19 protein-coding genes are annotated in these 20,813 nt (G+C 73.0%); 16 read left to right on the forward strand and 3 right to left on the reverse strand.

What is annotated here, in order from left to right:
• The first annotated feature begins 48 nt into the window (after positions 1–48).
• The 6 genes from ACFWPI_RS28450 to ACFWPI_RS28475 all read left to right on the forward strand — a co-directional run bounded on the left by ACFWPI_RS28450 (position 49) and on the right by ACFWPI_RS28475 (position 6,127).
• Positions 49–723: a UbiX family flavin prenyltransferase gene (locus ACFWPI_RS28450; protein ID WP_363374948.1), complete on the forward strand. Its 675-nt coding sequence runs from the start codon at positions 49–51 to the stop codon at positions 721–723.
• 119 nt (positions 724–842) lie between these two features.
• Positions 843–1,301 carry an Lrp/AsnC family transcriptional regulator gene (locus ACFWPI_RS28455; protein ID WP_063348891.1) on the forward strand — a complete coding sequence of 153 codons (459 nt, stop codon included), beginning with the start codon at positions 843–845 and terminating at the stop codon, positions 1,299–1,301.
• A gap of 3 nt (positions 1,302–1,304) precedes the next feature.
• Positions 1,305–2,312, forward strand: a complete 1,008-nt coding sequence (locus ACFWPI_RS28460) for a threonine/serine dehydratase (protein ID WP_380375455.1) — start codon at positions 1,305–1,307, stop codon at positions 2,310–2,312.
• A gap of 121 nt (positions 2,313–2,433) precedes the next feature.
• Positions 2,434–3,597, forward strand: coding sequence for an aminofutalosine synthase MqnE (gene mqnE / locus ACFWPI_RS28465; protein WP_063348893.1), 1,164 nt, complete (start codon positions 2,434–2,436; stop codon positions 3,595–3,597).
• A gap of 112 nt (positions 3,598–3,709) precedes the next feature.
• Complete coding sequence (locus ACFWPI_RS28470; protein ID WP_380375453.1) at positions 3,710–4,930, forward strand: L,D-transpeptidase family protein; 1,221 nt, start codon at positions 3,710–3,712, stop codon at positions 4,928–4,930.
• Between the two features lie 252 nt (positions 4,931–5,182).
• Positions 5,183–6,127, forward strand: coding sequence for a beta-ketoacyl-ACP synthase III (locus ACFWPI_RS28475; RefSeq protein ID WP_063348894.1), 945 nt, complete (start codon positions 5,183–5,185; stop codon positions 6,125–6,127).
• A 215-nt stretch (positions 6,128–6,342) separates the two neighbouring features.
• Here the strand turns inward: ACFWPI_RS28475 and ACFWPI_RS28480 are convergent, their stop codons facing one another.
• Positions 6,343–6,990 carry a TetR family transcriptional regulator gene (locus tag ACFWPI_RS28480; protein ID WP_063348895.1) on the reverse strand — a complete coding sequence of 216 codons (648 nt, stop codon included), beginning with the start codon at positions 6,988–6,990 and terminating at the stop codon, positions 6,343–6,345.
• A 436-nt stretch (positions 6,991–7,426) separates the two neighbouring features.
• Between ACFWPI_RS28480 and ACFWPI_RS28485 the strand changes: the two genes are divergently transcribed.
• Positions 7,427–9,838, forward strand: coding sequence for a PQQ-binding-like beta-propeller repeat protein (locus ACFWPI_RS28485; RefSeq protein ID WP_380375451.1), 2,412 nt, complete (start codon positions 7,427–7,429; stop codon positions 9,836–9,838).
• A gap of 49 nt (positions 9,839–9,887) precedes the next feature.
• Here ACFWPI_RS28485 and galE read toward each other — a convergent pair whose 3' ends face one another.
• Complete coding sequence (gene galE / locus ACFWPI_RS28490; RefSeq protein WP_063348897.1) at positions 9,888–10,874, reverse strand: UDP-glucose 4-epimerase GalE; 987 nt, start codon at positions 10,872–10,874, stop codon at positions 9,888–9,890.
• Positions 10,875–11,005: 131 nt separating this feature from the next.
• On the opposite strand from galE, the gene ACFWPI_RS28495 reads away from it, so the two are divergent.
• Positions 11,006–12,169, forward strand: a complete 1,164-nt coding sequence (locus ACFWPI_RS28495) for a S1C family serine protease (RefSeq protein ID WP_380375448.1) — start codon at positions 11,006–11,008, stop codon at positions 12,167–12,169.
• Positions 12,170–12,289: 120 nt separating this feature from the next.
• Here ACFWPI_RS28495 and ACFWPI_RS28500 read toward each other — a convergent pair whose 3' ends face one another.
• The gene (locus ACFWPI_RS28500; RefSeq protein WP_063351316.1) at positions 12,290–13,459 is read right to left on the reverse strand and encodes a sensor histidine kinase; all 1,170 of its coding nucleotides are present in this window, start codon (positions 13,457–13,459) and stop codon (positions 12,290–12,292) included.
• A gap of 354 nt (positions 13,460–13,813) precedes the next feature.
• On the opposite strand from ACFWPI_RS28500, the gene ACFWPI_RS28505 reads away from it, so the two are divergent.
• The 8 genes from ACFWPI_RS28505 to ACFWPI_RS28540 are packed head-to-tail and all read left to right on the forward strand — an operon-like array spanning position 13,814 to position 20,811.
• Positions 13,814–14,230: an NADH-quinone oxidoreductase subunit A gene (locus ACFWPI_RS28505; RefSeq protein ID WP_063351317.1), complete on the forward strand. Its 417-nt coding sequence runs from the start codon at positions 13,814–13,816 to the stop codon at positions 14,228–14,230.
• Positions 14,221–14,856 (forward strand): NADH-quinone oxidoreductase subunit B, encoded by a 636-nt coding sequence (locus ACFWPI_RS28510; protein ID WP_063348898.1) that lies wholly within the window; start codon positions 14,221–14,223, stop codon positions 14,854–14,856. The genes ACFWPI_RS28505 and ACFWPI_RS28510 overlap by 10 nt, the downstream gene beginning before the upstream one ends.
• Complete coding sequence (locus tag ACFWPI_RS28515) at positions 14,853–16,106, forward strand: NADH-quinone oxidoreductase subunit C (protein WP_380375446.1); 1,254 nt, start codon at positions 14,853–14,855, stop codon at positions 16,104–16,106. The genes ACFWPI_RS28510 and ACFWPI_RS28515 overlap by 4 nt, the downstream gene beginning before the upstream one ends.
• Positions 16,103–17,062, forward strand: coding sequence for an NADH-quinone oxidoreductase subunit NuoH (gene nuoH, locus ACFWPI_RS28520; RefSeq protein ID WP_380375444.1), 960 nt, complete (start codon positions 16,103–16,105; stop codon positions 17,060–17,062). The genes ACFWPI_RS28515 and nuoH overlap by 4 nt, the downstream gene beginning before the upstream one ends.
• The gene (locus tag ACFWPI_RS28525) at positions 17,059–17,631 is read left to right on the forward strand and encodes an NADH-quinone oxidoreductase subunit I (protein WP_363374963.1); all 573 of its coding nucleotides are present in this window, start codon (positions 17,059–17,061) and stop codon (positions 17,629–17,631) included. Before nuoH ends, ACFWPI_RS28525 begins: the two co-directional genes overlap by 4 nt.
• On the forward strand, positions 17,628–18,371 hold the full coding sequence (locus ACFWPI_RS28530) for an NADH-quinone oxidoreductase subunit J (RefSeq protein ID WP_380375441.1): 744 nt from the start codon (positions 17,628–17,630) through the stop codon (positions 18,369–18,371). Before ACFWPI_RS28525 ends, ACFWPI_RS28530 begins: the two co-directional genes overlap by 4 nt.
• The gene (gene nuoK / locus ACFWPI_RS28535) at positions 18,371–18,742 is read left to right on the forward strand and encodes an NADH-quinone oxidoreductase subunit NuoK (RefSeq protein WP_350876976.1); all 372 of its coding nucleotides are present in this window, start codon (positions 18,371–18,373) and stop codon (positions 18,740–18,742) included. Before ACFWPI_RS28530 ends, nuoK begins: the two co-directional genes overlap by 1 nt.
• The gene (locus ACFWPI_RS28540) at positions 18,739–20,811 is read left to right on the forward strand and encodes an NADH-quinone oxidoreductase subunit L (RefSeq protein ID WP_380375439.1); all 2,073 of its coding nucleotides are present in this window, start codon (positions 18,739–18,741) and stop codon (positions 20,809–20,811) included. The genes nuoK and ACFWPI_RS28540 overlap by 4 nt, the downstream gene beginning before the upstream one ends.
• Positions 20,812–20,813: the final 2 nt, after the last annotated feature.

The following is a 20,813-nucleotide window of genomic DNA, read 5'->3' on the forward strand; positions in this document are numbered from 1 at the left end:
GAGCCCGCGGATGAGGCCCGACCGGGTGAGTCCGGATAGAAATGGGACATGGGAACAGTCAAGCGTCAGCCGTGGGTGGTCGGGGTCTCTGGTGCGTCGGGGACGCCGTACGCCGCCTCGGTGATCCGGGCGCTGCTCGCCGCCGGGGAGCCGGTGGACCTGATCGTCAGCCGAGCCGCCCGGCTCACCATCCTCGACGAGACCGGCATCTCCTTCCGGGACGCCCACTGGCGCGCCGACCTGGCCGCCTGGCTGGGCTCCGACGAGGGCCTGGACGACGTCCGCTACTGGCCCGCCGGGGACTTCGCGGCCGGCCCGTCCAGCGGCTCGTACCCGGCCAAGGGCATGCTGGTGGTGCCCGCGACCACCGGCGCGGTGGCCGGGATCGCGCTCGGCCTGAGCAAGGACCTGCTGCAGCGGGTGGCCAGCGTCACCCTCAAGGAGCGCCGCCCGCTGGTCGTGTGCGTGCGCGAGGCGCCACTCAACGGGGTGACGTTGAAGCACCTGGTGGAGCTCGACGCACAGGGCGCCGTCGTCCTCCCCGCCTCTCCCGGGTTCTACGCCGGCGGCTCGACCGTGCGGGAACTCGTCGACTTCGTGGCCGGCCGGGTGCTGGACGCGGTCGGCGTCCCGCATTCCCTGTACCTGCGCTGGGAAGGGGAGTTGGGGGCGGCGGCCCGCCGGGCCGACGAGAACGGCAGCGTGTCGGCTGAGGGGGAGTGAGGAGGCCGGGGGCGGGAGAGTATCTTCTCTGCGATATCCGGGTTGTTCCGCGCATGGCGCCTTGGAATCCGGATAATGATCTGTGGGTCTGGTGAGGTTCGGAAGGACGCGGACGGTATATGGACACGGTGGACAGACAGCTCATCCAGGCGCTCCGGGAGAACGGCCGCGCGTCCTACGCCGAGCTGGGCCGGCTGGTCGGGCTCTCCGGCCCGAGCGTCACGGACCGGATCAACCGGCTGGAGCAGGCCGGTGTCATCACCGGCTACCGCGCGACGGTCAATCCGGCCTCGCTCGGCTTCGGCGTCACGGCCCTGATCGGCCTTCAGCTGACCGACGCCGCCGATCACGAGGACGTCGCGCACCGGCTCAAGGACCTCAACGAGGTCGAGGACTGCTGGTTCATCGCGGGTGACGACTCCTACATGCTCAAGGTCAGGGTGGCCGACGTGGCTGGCCTGGAGTCGGTGGTCAAGCGGATCTCGGGCACGAAAGGCGTGGCCCGCACCCGCACCACCGTCGTACTCTCCACGAAGTGGGAGAACCGGGTGAGCGAACTCCCTCCCGAAGGAGAGTGACGGATGGCACTGGTCGGTCTGGAGGAGCTGCGCGCCGCTCGGCAGCGGATCGCGGGGGTGGCCGTGCGCACCCCGCTGGTTCCCGCCCCGTGGGCGGACGAGGGGGAGCGCCGGCTCTGGCTGAAGCCCGAGAACCTCCAGCCGACCGGGGCCTTCAAGACCCGTGGTGCGTACAACCGGCTGGCCGCGCTCACCGAGGGCGAGCGGGCCCGCGGCGTGGTCGCCCAGTCGAGCGGCAACCACGCGCAGGCGGTGGCGTACGCGGCGGCGCTGCTCGGCATCAAGGCCGTGATCGTGATGCCGGACACCTCGCCAGCGGTGAAGGTGGAGTCCACCCGGGGGTTCGGCGCCGAGGTGGTCCTGGTGTCGCCGGAGGAGCGGGACACCCTGCCCGCCGAACTGGCCGAGCGGCACGGCTACGTCTGGGTGCCGCCGTACGACGACCCGTTCATCATCGCGGGCCAGGGCACGGTCGGCCTGGAGATCGCCGAGGACGCCCCGGCCGGGCTGGACACCGTCCTGGTGCCGGTCAGCGGCGGCGGCCTGATCTCCGGGACGGCGGCCGCGCTCAAGCTCACCCGCCCGGGCATCCGGGTGATCGGCGTGGAACCGGAGCTGGCCGCCGACGCGCAGGCCAGCTTCCGGGCCGGCCGCCGGCTGGCCTGGCCGGTCGCCGACACCTACCGGACCATCGCGGACGGCCTGCGCACCCCGTCGGTCGGCGAGCTGCCCTTCGAGCACCTGACCGCGTACGTGGACGACATCGTCACCGTCACCGAGGACGAGATCCGCGCCACCGTCGCCCTGCTGGCCCGCCGCGGCCGGCTGGTCGCCGAGCCCTCCGGCGCGGTCGCCCCGGCGGCCTACTTCCACCGCGCCGCCGAGACCGGGGGCCGGACGGTCGCGGCCGTGGTCAGTGGTGGCAACATCGACCCTGCACTGCTCGCTGAGCTGCTGTCGGACCGTCCCGAGCCGAAGGGCGCGCCGGTGCCGAAAGTGACGAGCGACTAGCGACGGAGGAGCGCCGGAGCGAGGAGCGTCGGCACCGGGTCGGAGCGGCCCGGAGGCGAGCGGACGAGTGACGTACGCTCGGTCCGGCAAGGAATCGAAGTCGGAGGAGGCGGGGCACCGCATGGACGCAGGGCTGAAGCGCGAGCTGGAGGCGAAGGTCTACGCGGGTGAGCGGCTGACCCGCGAGGACGGGATCGCGCTCTACGAGAGCGACGACCTGGCCTGGCTGGGCGGTCTGGCCCACCACGTGCGGACGCGGAAGAACGGCGACGTCGTCCACTTCAACGTCAACCGCCACCTCAACATGACCAACGTGTGCAGCGCGTCCTGCGCGTACTGCTCGTTCCAGCGCAAGCCGGGCGAGAAGGACGCCTACACGATGCGCATCGAGGAGGCCGTCCGGCTCGCCAAGGCGATGGAGGTCGACTCCCTCACCGAGCTGCACATCGTCAACGGCCTGCACCCGACCCTGCCCTGGCGCTACTACCCGCGCTCGCTGCGGGAGCTGAAGGCGGCCCTGCCGAACGTCTCGCTGAAGGCCTTCACCGCCACCGAGATCCACTGGTTCGAGAAGATCAGCGGCCTGCCCGCCGACGAGATCCTGGACGAGCTGATCGACGCCGGCCTGGAGTCGCTGACCGGCGGCGGCGCGGAGATCTTCGACTGGGAGGTCCGCCAGCACATCGTCGACCACGACACCCACTGGGAGGACTGGTCGCGGATCCACCGCCTCGCCCACAGCAAGGGCCTCAAGACGCCGGCCACCATGCTGTACGGCCACATCGAGGAGCCCCGCCACCGGGTGGACCACGTGCTGCGGCTGCGCGAGCTGCAGGACGAGACCGGCGGCTTCCAGGTCTTCATCCCGCTGCGCTACCAGCACGACTTCCACGACTCCAAGGACGGCGTCGTGCGCAACAAGCTGATGGCCCGCACGGAGATGGCCACCGGCGCCGAGGCGCTGAAGACCTTCGCGGTCTCCCGGCTGCTCTTCGACAACGTCCCGCACGTCAAGGTCTTCTGGGTGATGCACGGCGTCACCACCGCCCAGCTGGCGCTCAGCCACGGCGCGGACGACATGGACGGCTCGGTGGTCGAGTACAAGATCACCCACGACGCGGACAACTTCGGCACCCCGAACAAGCTGGGCCGCGACGACCTGCTCGACCTGATCCGCGACGCCGGCTTCCGCCCGGTCGAGCGCAACACCCGCTACGAGATCATCCGCGAGTACGAGGGCCCGGACCTGGGGCGCCGCGAGGCCCCGCAGGCGATGCGCCTCTGACCGGAGAACTCCCCCGCCGCCCGGGCCCCGGCCCGGGCGGCGGCGTTTCTTCACCGCCCCCGCACCCGCCCCGGGTTTACCAACCGGTACACCGTTTGGCAGGATCGGCGGTATGTCCGGTTCTCATCGCGCCACCACGTACCCGTCGTACGAGCCGATAGCGGAGCCGGTGTACGGGGTGCCGCAGCAGCCGTACGGGGCGGGTGAGCCGTACCAGCAGCCCGTCCGGCAGGACCACTACGGCGAGTACGGGCAGCTCCCGCAGGCCCCTGACGGGTACTTCGAGGCGTACGAGCAGCCGTTCCAGCCGTCCCAGCCGTTCCAGCCGTACGCCGCCGGGCCCGACCCGCTCGTCGCCGCCGAGCCGGTGTACGCCCCCGAGTCGGTGTACGACGCCGAGCCGGTGTACGCGTTCGAGCCGGAGCCCGTCCGGCAGCCCACGCCCCCGCCCGCGGCGGCGCCCGTGGGCCCCCGGGCGGCCGCTCGGGGGCACCGCCGGAAGGCGAAGAAGAAGCGTCACGGCAAGGCGGTGATGGCCGGCACCGCGTTGCTGGTCGCGGCCGCCGCCGGCTGGTACACCGTCGGCCAGGACGACGCCAAGCCCGTCGCCGCGGCCGCCGACGGCCCCGGCCCGGAGGGCGTCAGCACGCCCGACCAGCCGGCTCCCGCCGCCCGGGCCGCCGCCGACCGGCAGACCCAGCCCCCGGCCGCCGACCGCAGCCAGGTCCGTGCGGACGGCTCGGTCGCCGCGATACCCGGCCTCGGCGCCGACTTCGTCGCGAAGATACCCACCGAGACCACCCAGGTGGTGCTCGCCTCCGGCCAGGACAAGAACGGCAACAAGAACACCGTCACCCTCTGGACCCGCACCCCCGAGGGCCGCTGGCTGGCCGGCGAGACCTGGCAGGGCCACAACGGCAACAACGGCTGGACCACCGACCACAACGAGGGCGACCTGCGCAGCCCGATCGGCGTCTTCGCGCTCTCCGACGCGGGCGGCCGCAAGGCCGACCCGGGCAGCAAGCTCCCGTACGACAAGGACCCGAGCTTCGTGGTCTCCGGGACGGGCTTCTTCGGCGACCAGCTGGCCGGCTCCTTCGACTACGTGGTCGCGATCAACTACAACCGGGTGCCCGGAAACTCCCCGCTGGACCCGCGCCGCCCGATGGGGGCGAAGAAGGGCGGCGGGATCTGGATCCACGTCGACCACGACGGCCCCACCCACGGCTGCGTCTCGATCCCCGAGGACAAGATGGCCGAGCTGATCCGCACCCTGGACCCGGCGGCCCACCCGGTGATCGTGATGGGCGACGCCGCCTCGCTGTCCGCCTGACCCCGGCGTTCCGACCCCGGCCTGACTGCGGCGTTCCGGCGGCGTTCCGGTGGCGTCCGAACGGTGTTCCGGGCGGTGCCGGCCCCGTCATCGGCGGCGGTGCCCGCCCCGTCGTCCGCATCGGCGTCGATCCCGGCGCGCCCGGAGGCCAGTCGCCGCAACGCCCCTTGTCGGGCTCCTACAGATCACAGGGGCGGATCCTGTAGCCGGGCGCGCCCCGCTGACCAGTGGGTAACCCGGTTCCATGGCACTATGAGCGGTTCGCGCATTGTGGCACTCGGCCACTACCAGCCCCCCAAGGTCCTCTCCAACGACGACCTGGAGGCGCTCGTCGACACCAACGACGAGTGGATCCGTAGCCGGGTGGGCGTCAGAACCCGGCACATCGCCGAGGGCGAGACCCTGGTCGACCTCGCCACCGAGGCCGCGCAGAAGGCGCTCGCCAAGAGCGGCCGGACGGCCGACGAGATCGACCTGATCGTGGTCGCCACCTGCACCGCGATCGAGCGCAGCCCCAACACCGCCGCCGCCGTGGCCGCCCGGCTCGGCGTCCGGGCGCCCGCCGCGTACGACATCAACACGGTCTGCTCCGGCTTCTCGTACGCCCTGGCCACCGCCGACCACGCGATCCGGGCCGGCGCGGCGCGCCGCGCGCTGGTGATCGGCGCCGAGCGGATGTCCGACACGCTGGACTGGACCGACCGCACCACCTGCGTGATCTTCGGCGACGGCGCCGGCGCCGCGGTGGTCGAGGCCCAGGAGGACGGTGCCGAGCCCGGCATCGGCCCGGTGGTCTGGGGCTCCGAGCCGGAGAAGGGCGACGCCGTGGTGATCACCGGCTGGGACCCGGTGATCAGCCAGCAGGGCCAGTCGGTGTTCCGCTGGGCCACCACCCAGCTCGCCCCGCTGGCCCGCCGGGCCTGCGAGCAGGCCGGGATCGACCCGTCGGAGCTGAAGGGCTTCGTGCCGCACCAGGCCAACCTGCGGATCATCGACTCGATCGCCGCCAAGCTGGGCCTCACCGACGCGGTGGTGGCCCGGGACGTGGTCGACTCCGGCAACACCTCGGCCGCCTCCATCCCGCTGGCCTTCTCCAAGCTGGTCGAACGCGGCGAGCTGTCCCCGGGCGACCCGGTCCTGCTCTTCGGCTTCGGCGGCGGGCTCGCCTACGCCGGCCAGGTGGTCCGCTGCCCCTGACGGCGCGGAGCCGGGCTTCCGAGGGCTCCTGAGGGGCCGCAACGCGAACATGCCGGTGGGCGGGCACCCTGTGTGAGGGGTGCCCGCCCACCGGCATGTCTGGCGCGCGTGCGGTACGTCGGCGGACCTCCCCCGAGGACACGGCCGCCGTCCGTCGTACCCCGGACAGGAGGCCGGGGCTGCGCGCGGAGCGGATGGTCGGTTGAGCGGATGGTCTACTTGGGCGGCTTCTTGCCGGTGACGCCCAGGTACACCAGGGGAGCGAGGTTGGGCTTGAGGTCCTTGACCTTGACGCCCCAGGCGGTGAAGGCCTTCTGGTGCTCGGCCGCCGAGGCGAGCAGCGAGACCAGGGCCCCGGCGACGGCGTTCGGGTCGAGCGACTTGTCGGCCTGGCCCTTCGCCTGGAGTTCCTTGACGGCCTCCGCGAGCGGCTTGGCGACCGCGTTGAGGACCGTCATGCGGATCTTGAAGAACCGCTTGTCCCCTTCGGCGGCACCGAGCGTGACCACTCGGAGAATGGCGTCGTTCTTGCGCCAGAAGGCGAGGAATCCGTCGACCAGTTCTTCCGAAGTGGTCGGACCGGACTTCCCTGCCCAGGACTTTCCGGCCACCAGCTCTTTGAGGGTGTCGGCGTCCTTGGCCATTTCCTCGGCGATTTCGAGGACAGCGCCCTCGACATCCGGGAAGTACTGGTAGAAGGTCGCGGGGGAGGTACCCGCCATACGGGCGACGTCGATGACCTTGACGTCCCGGTACGGCGACGTGCTGAGCATCTCGCGGAGGCAGTCGAGCAGCTTCTGCCGCGTTTCCTGTCCGCGTCGCCCGGCGACGCGACCGTCGACGGTGCGAACTTGTCCTGTCATGCCGTCAGCTTACCGTGGCACGATCTTGGCGCGATTCGGTGATGCGACTATTACTCCGCACGGGGGGTTGCTATAGGGGCATGAACCACTTCGGACGGATATTCACCGCGCTCCGCAGGCGTCGTTGAAGCCCCCCCGTGTGCCTTTGACCCCACAGCGTGACGGCGAGTCCGCTGAGGGGTGATCGAGTGACAGAGCGTGACGACTGGCGGCGTCGGAAGATCGGCGCCGAAGGGGAGGGTCCGGGCGTCCGGGTGCAAGCCGCGGCCGGAACGGGCGTCAGAATCCGGCCGTTCCGTCATCACCGGCCGGACGGCGGCGCTCCCGGGGCGGCCGTCGGCTCTGGGCGGGGGAGGTTGGAGATGGGCCGGGCGGCATTGGAGAATCGGGTCCGGCACCACGCGGCGGGTGCGGAAAACGGGGAGGTGGCAGCGGAGTGGACCAGCTGACGGCGCACGATCCGAGGCGGATCGGGCCCTTCGAGGTGCTGGGGCGGCTCGGCGCGGGTGGGATGGGGCTGGTCTACCTGGCGCGCTCCGCCTCCGGCCGGCGGGTGGCCATCAAGACCGTCCGGGGGGAACTGGCCGAGGACGAGCTGTTCCGCGTCCGCTTCGCCCGCGAGATCGAGGCGGCCAAGACGGTCGGCGGTTTCTACACCGCGGCCGTGGTGGACGCCGACGCGGACGCCCGGGTGCCCTGGCTGGCCACCGCGTACATCCCGGCCCCCTCGCTGGAGGACCTGGTCGAGGAGTGCGGTCCGCTGCCGGTGGACGCCACCCGCTGGCTGATCGCGGGCATCGCCGAGGCGCTGCAGTCCATCCACGCGGCCGGGCTGATCCACCGGGACCTCAAGCCCTCCAACGTGCTGGTGGTCGAGGACGGCCCGAAGGTGATCGACTTCGGCATCGCCTCCGGCGTCTCCAGCACCCGGCTCACCATGACCAACGTCGCGGTCGGCACCCCCGCCTACATGTCCCCCGAGCAGGCCAAGGACAGCCGTAACGTCCGGGGCGCCAGCGACGTCTTCTCGCTCGGCTCGCTGATGGTGTTCTGCGCGACCGGGCACCCGCCCTTCAGTGGCTCCAACCCGGTCGAGACGGTGTTCCAGCTGCTGCGCGAGGAGCCGGACCTGTCCGGGATGCCGCGCGAGCTGATGGACCTGGTCCGCGCCTGCATGCGGCCCTCGCCCGAGCACCGGCCCACCCCGGCGCAGATCCAGGCCGAACTGGCCCCGCACCTGTTCTCCCGGGACGACGCCGCCGGCGAGGTCGGCGACTGGCTCCCCGTGAACGCGCTGGAGCTGATCGAGCGCAAGCGCGGCCGCCGCCCGAGCGCGCCGCCCCGGGCCGTCCAGCTGCCGGGCGGCGCGCCGCCGCCCCCGGCCGGGCCGCCGCAGGCCGGCCCGCTCCAGCCCCACCAGCCGCCGCAGCCGCACCAGCCGGTCCCGGTGCAGCGCCCCGGCCTGGACGACCCGCGCACCCACCCGGGCGGGGGGCACGCGCCGCCGCCGTCCGGGCCGGTGCACACGGGGCGGAGGCCGGGCCCGGTGTCCGACGGCGAGATCCCGACCGCGAAGATCGCCTCCCCCAACAAGCACCGCGCGCCGGGCGGCGGCGGGGCCGTCGAGGTGCGGCTGTCCGGAGCCTCGGTGCGGATAGGCCCCGGGCCGCGGGCCGAGCACGAGCAGCCCGGCCCGGGCACCGCCCCGGCCGAGACCGACTGGGTCCGCCGGATCACCCCGCCGCCGGCGCCGGCCGCCCGCTGGCGCCCCTGGCGGTTCCGGATGTCCAACGACGTCTGGGGCACCCCGGTGGTCGCCGACGGCACGCTCTTCGTCTCCAGCTTCGAGGTGCACGCGCTGGACATCGCCTCCGGCGAGCGGCGCTACAAGACCCGGGACGTCGCCTGGGCGCTCGCGGTGGACGCCGGCCGGGTGCACGCGGCCGACGGCCCGCACCTGTACACCGTGGACGTCGCGGACGGCACCGAGCGCTGGCGCACCTCACTGGACGGCTGGGTCTACTCGCTCTCCGCCGCCGACGGGGTGCTGTGCTGCGGCGTCCGCGGCGGCGGCGTCCAGCTGCGCTCGGCCGCCAACGGCGCCGAGCTGTGGCGGGCCGACGACGCCCAGCAGGACTACGAGAACCCGCAGTCCGGACCGGTCCTGGTGGCCGGCGCGGCCTACTACTACGGGGCCGGGCGGCTGCGCAGCATCGACCCGCACGGCGCCGGCCTGCGCTGGTCCTTCCCGGTCGGCGAGGACGTGCCCTCGCACCCGGCCGAGCGCGGCGGCGTGCTGTACGTGACGGCCGGCTCCCGGGTGTACGCGCTGGACGCGGCCAGCGGGGTCGAGCGCTGGCGCTTCGAGGCCCCGGTGGTGCTGTTCACCCCGCCCGCGCTGGACGCCGACGCGGTCTACGTGGCCGACTACCTCGGGACGGTGTACGCGCTGGACGCGGCCACCGGCCGGGACCGCTGGCGCGGGGTCACCGGCAACCGCCAGGGCGCCGAGCCGGTGGTGGTCGGGGACGGCATGGTGCTGGTCGGCAGCGGCGGGGTGCTGTACGCCTTCGAGGCGGCGAGCGGCCGGGAGCGCTGGCGCTACACGGCGCGCGGCGAGATCGTCGGCTCCCCGGCGGTGGCCGACGGCCTGGTGCACCTGGGCAGCCGGGACCACTCGCTGCACACCCTGGACCTGGCGAGCGGTCAGCTGCGCTGGGAGCTCGGCACCAAGGGCGAGCTGACCGGCTCGCCGGTCGCGGTCGGCGGCCGGGTCTTCGTCGGCTCCAAGGACCGCTGCGTGTACGCGCTGGACGCCTTCTACGGCACGGCCGTCCCGGCGCGCTGAACCGGCGCGGCGGCGGGGCGGGCGCCCCGCCGCCGTCGGACGCGTCCGATCAGGCCTTGCGGGCCCCGGGGTGGCGGCTGCACCAGCCGTCCCACGCGGAGGCCACCATCTCCGCCACGTCGTGGCGGGCGCCCCAGCCCAGCTCGCGGCGGATCAGGTCGGCCGAGGCCACCACCCGCGCGGGGTCGCCGGCGCGGCGCGGGGTCACCTCGGGGGTGGTGTCGTAACCGGTGACCTTGCCGATCACCTCCAGCATCTCCTTGACGCTGACGCCCTCGCCGCGGCCGATGTTGAGCACCAGCGAGGTCTCGCCGGCCGGGTCGGCGGCCAGCCGCTTGGCGGCCGCGACGTGGGCCGAGGCGATGTCGGAGACGTGGATGAAGTCGCGGACGCAGCTGCCGTCCTGGGTGGGGTAGTCGTCGCCGAAGACCCGCGGGGCCTCGCCGGCGGTGAGCCGCTCGAAGACCATCGGGATCAGGTTGAAGACCCCGGTGTCGGACAGCTCGGGGGAGGCGGCACCGGCCACGTTGAAGTAGCGCAGCGCCACGGTGGAGATGCCGTGGGCCTTCCCGGCCGCGGCGACCAGCCACTCGCCGGCCAGCTTGGTCTCGCCGTACGGGCTCATCGGGGCGCACGGGGTCGACTCGGTGACCAGGTCGACGTCCGGCATGCCGTAGACGGCGGCGGAGGAGGAGAAGAGGAAGCGCTTGACCCCGCCCTCGGCGGCGGCCTCCAGGACGGTCTGCAGGCCGATCATGTTCTCCCGGTAGTAGAAGAACGGCTGCTCGACGGACTCGCCGACCTGCTTCTTGGCGGCGAAGTGCAGGATGCCCTCGATCGCGTGCTCGCGGATGGCGGCGTCCAGGGCGGCCCGGTCCAGGGTGGAGCCCTCGACCAGGGCGACGCCCTCCGGCAGGCGGGAGGCGTCGCCGGTGCTGAGGTCGTCCAGGACGGCGACGCGCTCACCGGCGTCGAGCAGCTGGCGGACGACGTGCCCGCCGATGTATCCGGCACCGCCGGTGATCAACCAAGTCATGGGCCGATTCTAGGGTGTTCGGGTTTCCGTGGTGAGTGCCGGGCGAGTCGAGCCGTCAAATCGGACAAATCGGTGAAATGCTGACAAAGATTTCCGTGCTCTCAGCGTGGTGACGAATCGGAGGCAGTCAGGTGAGCCGAAAGAAGGAACACGCCCGCCCCCTGCCGGCCGGGCCCCGGCCGACCGGCCCCAGGACGGCCCACGGCCGGTTGCTCGTGCCCGGCGCGCTGGCCGTACTGACCGCGCTGGCGCTGGCCGGGTGCAGCAGCGGCTCCTCCTCGTCCGCCTCGCAGGCCGCGGGCTCCCCGTCGAGCTCCGGCTCGGCCAGGCCGGCCTCGTCGGCCCCCGCGCGGTCGGCCGACGGGAACCAGTTGCAGGACGACTACCAGCGGGTCATCGCCGACGTGCTGCCCTCGGTGGTGCAGATCACCACCGGCGACAGCCTCGGCTCCGGGATCGTCTACGACGACAAGGGCGACATCGTCACCAACGCCCACGTGGTGGGCACCGCGACCACCTTCACCGTCACCCTCGCCAACAGCACCAAGTCGCTGGACGCCACCCTGGTCGGCAGCTACCCCGACACCGACCTCGCGGTGATCAAGCTGAGCAGCCCGCCGAGCGGCCTCAAGCCGGCCGCCTTCGGCGACTCCGGCAAGGTCCAGCTCGGCCAGATCACCCTCGCCATGGGCAGCCCGCTCGGCCTCTCCAGCAGCGTCACCCAGGGCATCGTCTCGGCCACCGGACGGACCGTCTCCGAACCCAGGGGCGGCGGCTCGCCCGGCGCCACCATCGGCAACATGGTGCAGACCTCGGCCGCGATCAACCCGGGCAACAGCGGCGGCGCGCTGGTCAACCTCGACAGCCAGGTGATCGGCATCAACACGCTCGCGGCGACGGAGCCCGAGGCCAACGGCGCGGCCGCGCCCGGCATCGGCTTCGCCATCCCGGCGTCCACCATCACCAACATCACCGACCAGCTGATCAAGCAGGGCAAGGTCACCAACTCCGGCCGGGCCGCGCTCGGCATCACCGCCCGGACCAGCTTCAACCAGCAGTTCAAGCCCGCCGGCGCGGTCATCGTGGCGGTCACCTCGGGCGGCCCGGCCGCCTCGGCGGGGATGCAGGCCGGCGACGTGATCACCAAGATCGGGGACGCTACGGTCGACTCGCTGAACGCGCTCACCACCGCGCTCGCCTCGCTCACCCCGGGAGACAAGGCCACCGTCGCCTACACCAGGGACGGCAACAGCCGGACCGCCGACGTCACCCTCGGCGCCCTGGAGAGCCCGTAGGACCCGGCCGGCCGGGCCGCACGCCGCGCAAGGGCTCCGCGGACCGGGCCGCCCCACCGGACCGGCGCCGGGACCTCGTCACTTCCTCGACGAGGTCCCGGCGCCGTGCCGCGCCCCGGTTCAGCGGCGGGCGGTGCGGGTACGCCAGGGCAGCTCCACGGTGATGCTGCTCGGGCCGCCCTCCGGACTCTGCACCAGGAGCACCCCGTCCACCGCGCGGATCCGCTCGGTCAGCCCGGCCAGGCCGCTGCCCGGGTAGGGGGCGGCGCCGCCCTTGCCGTCGTCCTGGACCAGCACCATCAGCTGGTTGTCGGAGCGCCAGACGTCGACCGAGGCGGTGCGGGCGCCGGCGTGCTTGGAGACGTTGGTCAGCAGCTCGCTGACGGTGAAGTACGCGATGCCCTCGACCGCCGAGTCCGGGCGCTCGGCCTGGCCGTCCGGCCCCTTCAGGTCGACGTTCACCTTGACCCCGCCGGGGACGGTGCAGCGGGCGGCGACCGAGGACAGGGCCGCGTCCAGGCCGCGGTCGGTGAGCACCGCCGGGTGGATGCCCCGGGCCAGGTCGCGCAGCTCCTGGAGGGCCAGCTTCACCTCGCCGTGCGCGTTGTCGACCATCTTCGTGGCGGCCACCACGTCGTCCTCGGTCTCGACCTCGCGCAGCCGCTCCTTGGCCATGCCCAGGTCCATGGCCAGCGCGACCAGGCGGGCCTGGGCGCCGTCGTGCAGGTCGCGCTCGATCCGGCGCAGGTCGGCGGCGGCGGTGTCGACCACCGTGCCGCGGTCGTCCTCCAGCTCGCGCACCCGCTCGGCCAGGGCGCCCGGGAAGAGCAGCGACTCGACCAGGATCCGGTCGACCGCCGCCAGCGCCCGGATCACCCAGGGCAGCACCGGCCACATCACGGTGACCGCGACCAGGGCCACCGTGAAGCTCAGGATGCCCCAGGGCAGCATCAGCACGTTGTAGAGCGCCGAGCGCCAGTTCAGCAGGTCGGTCAGATGGGCGATGGTGAAGCCCACCACCCCCGGCCGGCGCTGCTGCACCGGCTCCGGCTCGTGGATCGCGGAGTCGTACGCCGCGCGGGCCCGCCAGCGGCCCAGCCCGCCCAGGGCGCGGGAGACGGCCAGCCCGCCGGCCAGCAGCGGCAGGCCGACCACGGTGATCGACATCCCCAGGCCGGCCGTGAGCGTGATGGCGGTGAGCGTGAAGCCGGCGACGCCGAGCGGCAGGTTGAGCAGCAGCTGGCCGACCTGCCGCCACATCTGCGCGCCGTACAGCGGCGAGCGGACCATCTGAGCGTCCTGCTCCTTGATGGCATCCACGGTGCGGCGGTGCAGCGGCTTCATCTGGATCTACCGTCCCTCTTGGTCGAGCTGGTGGAGCAAGCTTCCCGAACCCGGGGCGGGAGATGCCATGGGGGTGATACATCTTCCGGGACGGGGGTTATCCCTACCCCCGTCCTGGTCGTCGGGCCACTGCCCGGTGCTCGCGGGAGTGTCCACCGGACGTCTTGCGGAGCGGGCAGGGTTCGGGCGGAGCGGAGCCGTCCCCTTAGACTCACGCATTGGCCATGGTTATGACCGTGCGAGGAAACGTCGTAGAACTGCCTTGAGGGGTTGTTCACGGCCGAGGTGGAGGGCGAAGGCATGGAGGGGCAGCATGCGGCTGCCGTCGCGGCCGACCCGGCGGTCGGCGGCGGCTACTTCGACGCGTACGCCGCGATGGGCCTGCTGGCCGTCGTCGGGGTGCTCTTCGTCGCCGCGGCGTTCACGGCCAACCGCCTGCTGCGGCCGGTGGTGTACTCGCCCGAGAAACTCCTCGCCTACGAGTGCGGGGTGGACCCGGTGGGCGAGGACTGGGCGCACACCCAGATCCGCTACTACGTGTACGCCTTCCTGTACGTGATCTTCGCGGTCGACGCGATCTACCTGTTCCCGTGGGCGACGGTCTTCGCCACCGCCGGGTACGGCGCCGGAACGCTGATCGAGATGTTCCTCTTCATCGGCTTCCTCGCGGTCGGCCTGCTCTACGCCTGGAAGAAGGGCGTTCTGGAATGGACGTGACGCACACCCACTCGCACGGCGCCCAGGGCGGGCCGGTCCCACTCGGCCTCCCGGACCCGTCGCGCCCCGGCGCCGTCGAGCGCCGTGGCATCGGCCCGCTGGCCCGGCTCGCGCCCGACCCGGTCAAGGTCGTGCTCAACTGGGGCCGCCGCTACAGCCTCTGGTGCTTCAACTTCGGCCTGGCCTGCTGCGCGATCGAGTTCATCGCCGCGTCCATGGCCAAACACGACTTCATCCGGATGGGTGTTATTCCGTTCGCGCCCGGACCCCGTCAGGCCGACCTGATGATCGTCTCGGGGACGGTGACCGACAAGATGGCGCCCGCCGTCAAACGCCTCTACGAGCAGATGCCCGAGCCGAAGTACGTCATCTCCTTCGGTGCCTGCTCCAACTCCGGCGGCCCGTACTGGGACTCCTACTCGGTGACCAAGGGCGTGGACCAGATCATCCCGGTCGACGTCTACGTGCCCGGCTGCCCGCCCCGGCCCGAGGCGCTGCTCCAGGGCATCCTCAAGCTCCAGGAGAAGATCGCCGCCGAGTCGCTGCCCGACCGCTACGCCGCGCCCGCGGCGGCGCTGCGCCGCCCGCTGGTGACGGGGCCTTCGACCGAGGGAGGGGCCTCATGACTTCCGCCGAGCAGTACGCGGCGTCGGTCGGGGAGTGGGCGACCGGCGCCGAGGCTTACGGGCTGGTCACCGTCGACGTCCCCGCCGAGCACTGGATCGAGGCGCTCACCAACGCCCGCGACGCGCTCGGCCTGGGCTACTTCGACTGGCTGAGCGCCGTCGACGAACTGGCCGAGGGCTTCTCCGTGGTCGCCCACCTCGCCTCCGCCGACGCCCCGGGCGTGCTGCGCCACCTGGCGCTGCGCACCCGGGTGCCGCGGGACAAGGCCGCGCTGCCCACCGCCGTACCGGTCTACGCGGGCGCCGCCTGGCACGAGCGTGAGACCCACGAGATGTTCGGCATCGACTTCCCCGGACACCCCTACCTCGCCACCCTGCTGCTGCCGGACGGCTTCGAGGGGTACCCGCTGCGCAAGGAGTTCGTGCTCGCGGCCCGGGTCGCCAAGGCCTGGCCGGGAGCCAAGGAGCCGGGCGAGTCGGACCACGGCGACGGGCCCGCCCGGCGCAAGATGCAGCCGGCCGGGGTGCCGGACCCGAACGAGTGGGGGCCGCTGAAGGGCACCCTGCCGCCGGTCGCCGAGCGGCCCGCGCGTGGTGCGCGGGCGGCGGGCGCGGCCGGGCGGACGCCCCGGGCTGCTGGTGCTGCCGGCGCTGCTGCCGGTGCTGCTGCCGGCGCCGAGGGTGCGGCGGCGGTGCGGGCGGACCGGCCGCGGCGGACCAGGACGGTGGCGGAGGGGTCGGCGAGTCAGGCAGGGGCCGAGGCTGCTGGTGCCGTTGCTCCGGACGCTGCTTCGGCTGCTGGTGAGGCTGCTGCTCCGACCGCTGGTTCGGCCGCTGCTTCGGCCGCTGGCGAGGCGGCGCCCGTGGCGCGGGCGGACCGGCCGCGCCGGGTCAGGTCGGTGTCCGACGGATCGGTCAGTCAGGCTGCGGAGGCGGCGCCCGCCGAGGCTGCCGAGGCCGCTGCGCCTGCCGAGCCGAAGGCCGAGGGCTCGGCGTCGCCGCGGACCCGGTCCTCGGACGCGCCCTGGCACAACCCGGTGCCCGCGCACGACGAGCCCGCGAAGCCCGCCGAGGCGAAGGCACCGGCCGAGGCGCAGACACCGGCCGAGCCCGCGAAGCCTGTGGAGAAGCCTGCGGAGGAGTCTGCCGAGGAGCAGTCGCCCGTCGAGCCGGCGAAGCCCGCCGCGCCCGCGGGTGAGCAGGACGAGACGTCGGCCGGACCGGCCGGCCAGGACGGAGACGGCGCGTGAACCTGCTCGACACGGTGCTGCGCTGCGTCGCCACCCTGGTCGTCTTCCTCACCCTCCCGCTGGTCATCGGCCAGACCGAGCACAAGGTCATGGCGCACATGCAGGGCCGGCTCGGCCCGATGTACGCGGGCGGCTTCCACGGCTGGGCGCAGCTCGTCGCGGACGGCGTGAAGTTCGCGCAGAAGGAGGACATCGTCCCGGCCGGGGCGGACCGCCGGATCTTCCAGCTGGCGCCCGCCGTCTCGCTGCTGCCGTACCTCTTCGTGCTGCTGGCGATCCCGGTCGGCCCGAACGGCTTCGTCGGCCAGGCGATCGACGCCGGCCTGTTCTTCGTGCTGGCCGTGATGGGCGTCGGCGTGATCGGCAAGCTGATGGCCGGCTGGGCCTCGGCGAACAAGTTCTCGCTGCTCGGCGGCCTGCGCACGGCCGCGCAGCTGATGTCGTACGAGCTGCCGATGGTGCTGGCGGCGGCCTCGGTGGCGATGGCCGCCGGCACGCTCTCGCTGCCCGGGATCGTGGACGCCTGGGAGTGGTACTGGCTGCCCTGGCAGCTCATCGGCGCGTTCGTGTTCTTCACGGCCGGCCTGGCCGAGCTCCAGCGCCCGCCGTTCGACATGCCGGTCGCCGACTCGGAGATCATCTTCGGCGCGTACACCGAGTACACGGGCCTGCGCTTCGGGTTCTTCCTGCTGTCGGAGTACGCGGGCATCCTGGTGGTGTCGGCGCTGACCGCGGTGCTCTTCCTGGGCGGCTGGCACGGCCCGCTGGCGGACCAGCTCGGCTGGCTCTGGATGATCCTGAAGACCTTCGCGCTGGCCTTCGTGGTCATCTGGCTGCGGGTCACCTACCCGCGTCTGCGCGAGGACCAGCTGATGCGCTTCGCGTGGACCGTGCTGATTCCGCTCGCCCTCGTCCAGCTGGCCCTGACCGGCGTCATCAAGGTGGCGATCTCATGAGTTTTCCCGGTGCCGGCCTGGCCAAGGGCCTGGCCGTGACCCTGCGGACGATGACGAAGAAGACCGTCACCGCGCAGTACCCCGACGTGCAGCCGGTGCTGCCGCCGCGTTCGCGCGGCGTCATCGCGCTGCTGGAGGAGAACTGCACGGTGTGCATGCTCTGCGCGCGCGAGTGCCCGGACTGGTGCATCTACATCGACTCCCACAAGGAGACGCTGCCGGCCGCCGAGCCGAACGCGCGGGCCCGCACCCGCAACGTGCTGGACCGGTTCGCCATCGACTTCTCGCTCTGCATGTACTGCGGGATCTGCATCGAGGTGTGCCCCTTCGACGCGCTGTTCTGGTCGCCCGAGTTCGAGTACGCCGAGACCGACATCCTGGAGCTGACCCACGAGCGGGACAAGCTCCGCGAGTGGATGTGGACCGTCCCGGCGCCGCCGGCGCTGGACCCGGCGGCCGAGGAGCCCAAGGAGATCACCACCGCGCGCAAGGCGGCGGACAAGCTGGCCGCCGCCGCAGCGGCAGCAGCGGCCGCCTCGGCGGCCTCGGATGAGGGGGAGGCCCAGTGAGCGCCGCCACCCTGCTCGCGGCGACCGGCTCGCTGGAGCCGGCCGCCCGTTCGTTCCTGTCCCCGACCGGGGTGGAGATCGTCTTCCTGCTGGTCGGCATCGCCGTGCTCGGCTCGGCCGTGGTCGCCGTCAGCACCAAGCAACTGGTGCACGCCGCGCTCTGGCTGGTGGTCGCGCTGGGCGGGCTGGCGGTGGAGTTCCTGCTGCTCACCGCCGAGTTCATCGCCTGGGTGCAGGTGCTGATCTACCTCGGCTCGGTGATCGTCCTGGTGCTGTTCGGGCTGATGCTCACCAAGGCGCCGATCGGGCGTTCGCCGGACGCCGACTCCAAGAACCGCTGGGTGGCCCTGGTCGTGGCGCTCGCCTCGGCCGGGACGCTGGTGACGCTGGTCGTCGACGCCTTCCGGACCTCCTGGATCGACCTCGGCGCGGGGGGCGGCTCGGCCGCCGTCACCGGGGCGAGCCTGTTCCGCCACTGGGTGCTGCCCTTCGAGGCCCTCTCCGTGCTGCTGCTGGCGGCGCTGGTCGGCGCGATCGTGCTGTCGCGCGGGTCGACGCGGCGGGTGCCGCCGCCCCGGGCGGGCCGGCTGCGCGCCGGCCGGCCGGTGGGCTCGAACGGGACCGTCGCCGCCACCGTGCCCCGGCCTGCGCCGGAGAACCCGGCGGCCCCGAAGGCCGCAGAGGCTGCGCCCGCTGCGCCGTCCGCGCCGTCCGCGCCGTCCGCGCCGGAGGAGAGCTGATGCACCTCGCCTACCCCGTCGTCCTCGCCGCGCTGCTGTTCAGCGTCGGCGTGTACGGCGTGCTCGCCCGGCGCAACGCCGTCCTGGTCCTGATGTCCGTCGAGCTGATGCTCAACGCCGTCAACCTCAACCTGGTCGCCTTCGACACCTGGCTGCGCGACTCGCTGCACGCCGGCCAGGCGCTCACCCTGTTCACCATCACCGTCGCCGCCGCCGAGATCGGGCTGGGGCTCGCCATCGTCCTGCTGCTGTTCCGGGCCCGGGGCACCGCGGACATCGACCGGGCCACCGCGCTCGGCGATCCGGCGGAGCCGCTCGCCGAGGAGACGCCGGCCGGAGCCGAGGCGCTGAAGGGCCAGGCCGCCGCATGAACCTCGCCCTGCCCGCCCTCGTCCCCGCGCTGCCCGCACTCGGGGCCGCCGCGACCCTGGCCGTCGGCAAGAAGGCGCCCGGCCTGGCCCGGCCGCTGGCCATCGTGCCGGTCGCCGTCTCAGCCGTGCTCGCCCTGGTCGTCGCCCTCCAGCTCGGCACCGGCCAGGCGCTGGACGCCGCCACCCGGCTCACTCCGACCGGTGGCCCGGACATCGCGCTCGCCCTCCACCTGGACGGCTTCAGCTCGCTGATCTCCGTGCTGGTCGGCCTGGTCGCCACCTGCGTGCAGGTCTACTCGACCGCGTACCTCAGGAAGGACCCGCGCTACCCGTCGTACGCCGCGCTGGTCTCGCTGTTCACCGCGGCGATGTTCCTGGTGGTCTACTCGGGCGACCTGATCGTGCTGCTGGTCGGCTGGGAGGTCATGGGCATCTGCTCGTACTTCCTGATCGGCCACCACTGGGAGACCGAGGACGCCCGTTCGGCCTCGCTGAAGGCCTTCCTGGTCACCAAGCTCGGCGACGTGCCGTTCCTGTTCGGGATCTTCCTGCTCGGCGCGGACGCCGGCAGCTTCCGGATCCCCGACGTGCTGGCCGCCGCGACCGACGGGCGGCTCGGCCACCCGACGCTGATCGCCCTGCTGCTGCTCGCCGGGGTGGCCGGCAAGAGCGCGCAGTTCCCGCTGCACACCTGGCTCCCGGACGCCATGGCCGGCCCGACGCCGGTCTCCGCGCTGATCCACGCCGCCACCATGGTCGCGGCCGGCATCTACCTGGTCGCCCGGCTGCTGCCGGTGTTCCTGCTGTCGGGCGCGGCGCTGGTCGTGCTGGCCGTGATGGCCGCCGTGACGATGATCGGCTCGGCGCTCTGTGCGCTCGCCCAGGACGACCTCAAACGGGTGCTCGCCTACTCCACCGTCGGCCAGCTCGGCTACATGGCCGGGGCGCTGGCCACCGGCGACCGCGAGGCCTCCGTCTTCCACCTGGTCAGCCACGGCGCCTTCAAGGCGCTGCTGTTCCTGGCCGCCGGCGTGGTGATCCACGCCGCGCACACCAACTCGATCTCCGCGATGTCCCGGATCCCCGGGCTGCGCAAGCGCGTCCCGGACGCCTACTGGACGATGGGCATCGCGCTCGTCGCCCTGGTCGGGCTGCCGCCGTTCTCCGGCTTCTTCAGCAAGGAGGCGGTGCTGACCGCCGCCGAGCACGCCGCCAACGGCGAGGCGCTCACCAACGGGCTCGGCCCGGCCTCGGCCGTGCCGGAGGCTGCCGGGTGGATCGTGCTGATCTCCGCCGGACTCACCGCGCTGCTCACCGCCGCGTACGCGACCCGGCTCTTCCTGGTCAGCTTCCACAGCCCGCAGGCTGCCGGGGCGCAGGCTGGCGCAGCGTCTCAGTCTCAGGCCGGAGCGTCTCAGGCCGTGGCGTCTGCGGCCGGGCACGAGGCGGACGCGCCGTACTCGCCCGAGCTCGACGAGGCCGACCCGGCCACCGCCGAGCCGCCCGCGATGCGCTGGCCGCTCTGGGTGCTGGCGATCCCGACCATGGGCTTCGGCGTCGCCGGCCTGCGCTCGGACTGGCTGCCCGCGCTGCTGGACGGCGGCTCGCTGCGCCCCTCGGCCGTCACCGCCGTCATCGGCACCGGGCTCGCCGTGGTCGGCGTGCTCGCGGCGTACGGCGCCTGGCGCTCGGCGACCGCGCGGCTGGCCACCGGCCGCCCGGCCCCGGCCGACGCCGGCCGGGTGCCCGAGCAGGCCGGAGCTCCGATCGCCGAGGTGATCGTCGCCGACCCCGGGCGCACCCTGCTCGGCCCGCTGTTCGGTCCGGCCCGGCACGGCTTCGGCGTCGACCGGCTGTACCACGCGCTGTTCGTCCGCCCGGTGACCGCCGCCGCCCGGCTGGTCCGCTTCCTCGACCGCGAGGTCGTCGAGACCTACGTGCGTGGCAGCGGGGCCGGCGCCAACCTGCTCGGCCGGGCCGTCCGGCTCGCGCAGACCGGTAACGCGCAGACCTACCTCAGCGCGTTGCTCGCCGGCGTCGTCCTGCTGGCCGTCCTGGTGGCGGTGTAGCG

It is taken from the genome of Kitasatospora sp. NPDC058492 (assembly GCF_042720685.1).
Lineage (GTDB): Bacteria > Actinomycetota > Actinomycetes > Streptomycetales > Streptomycetaceae > Kitasatospora.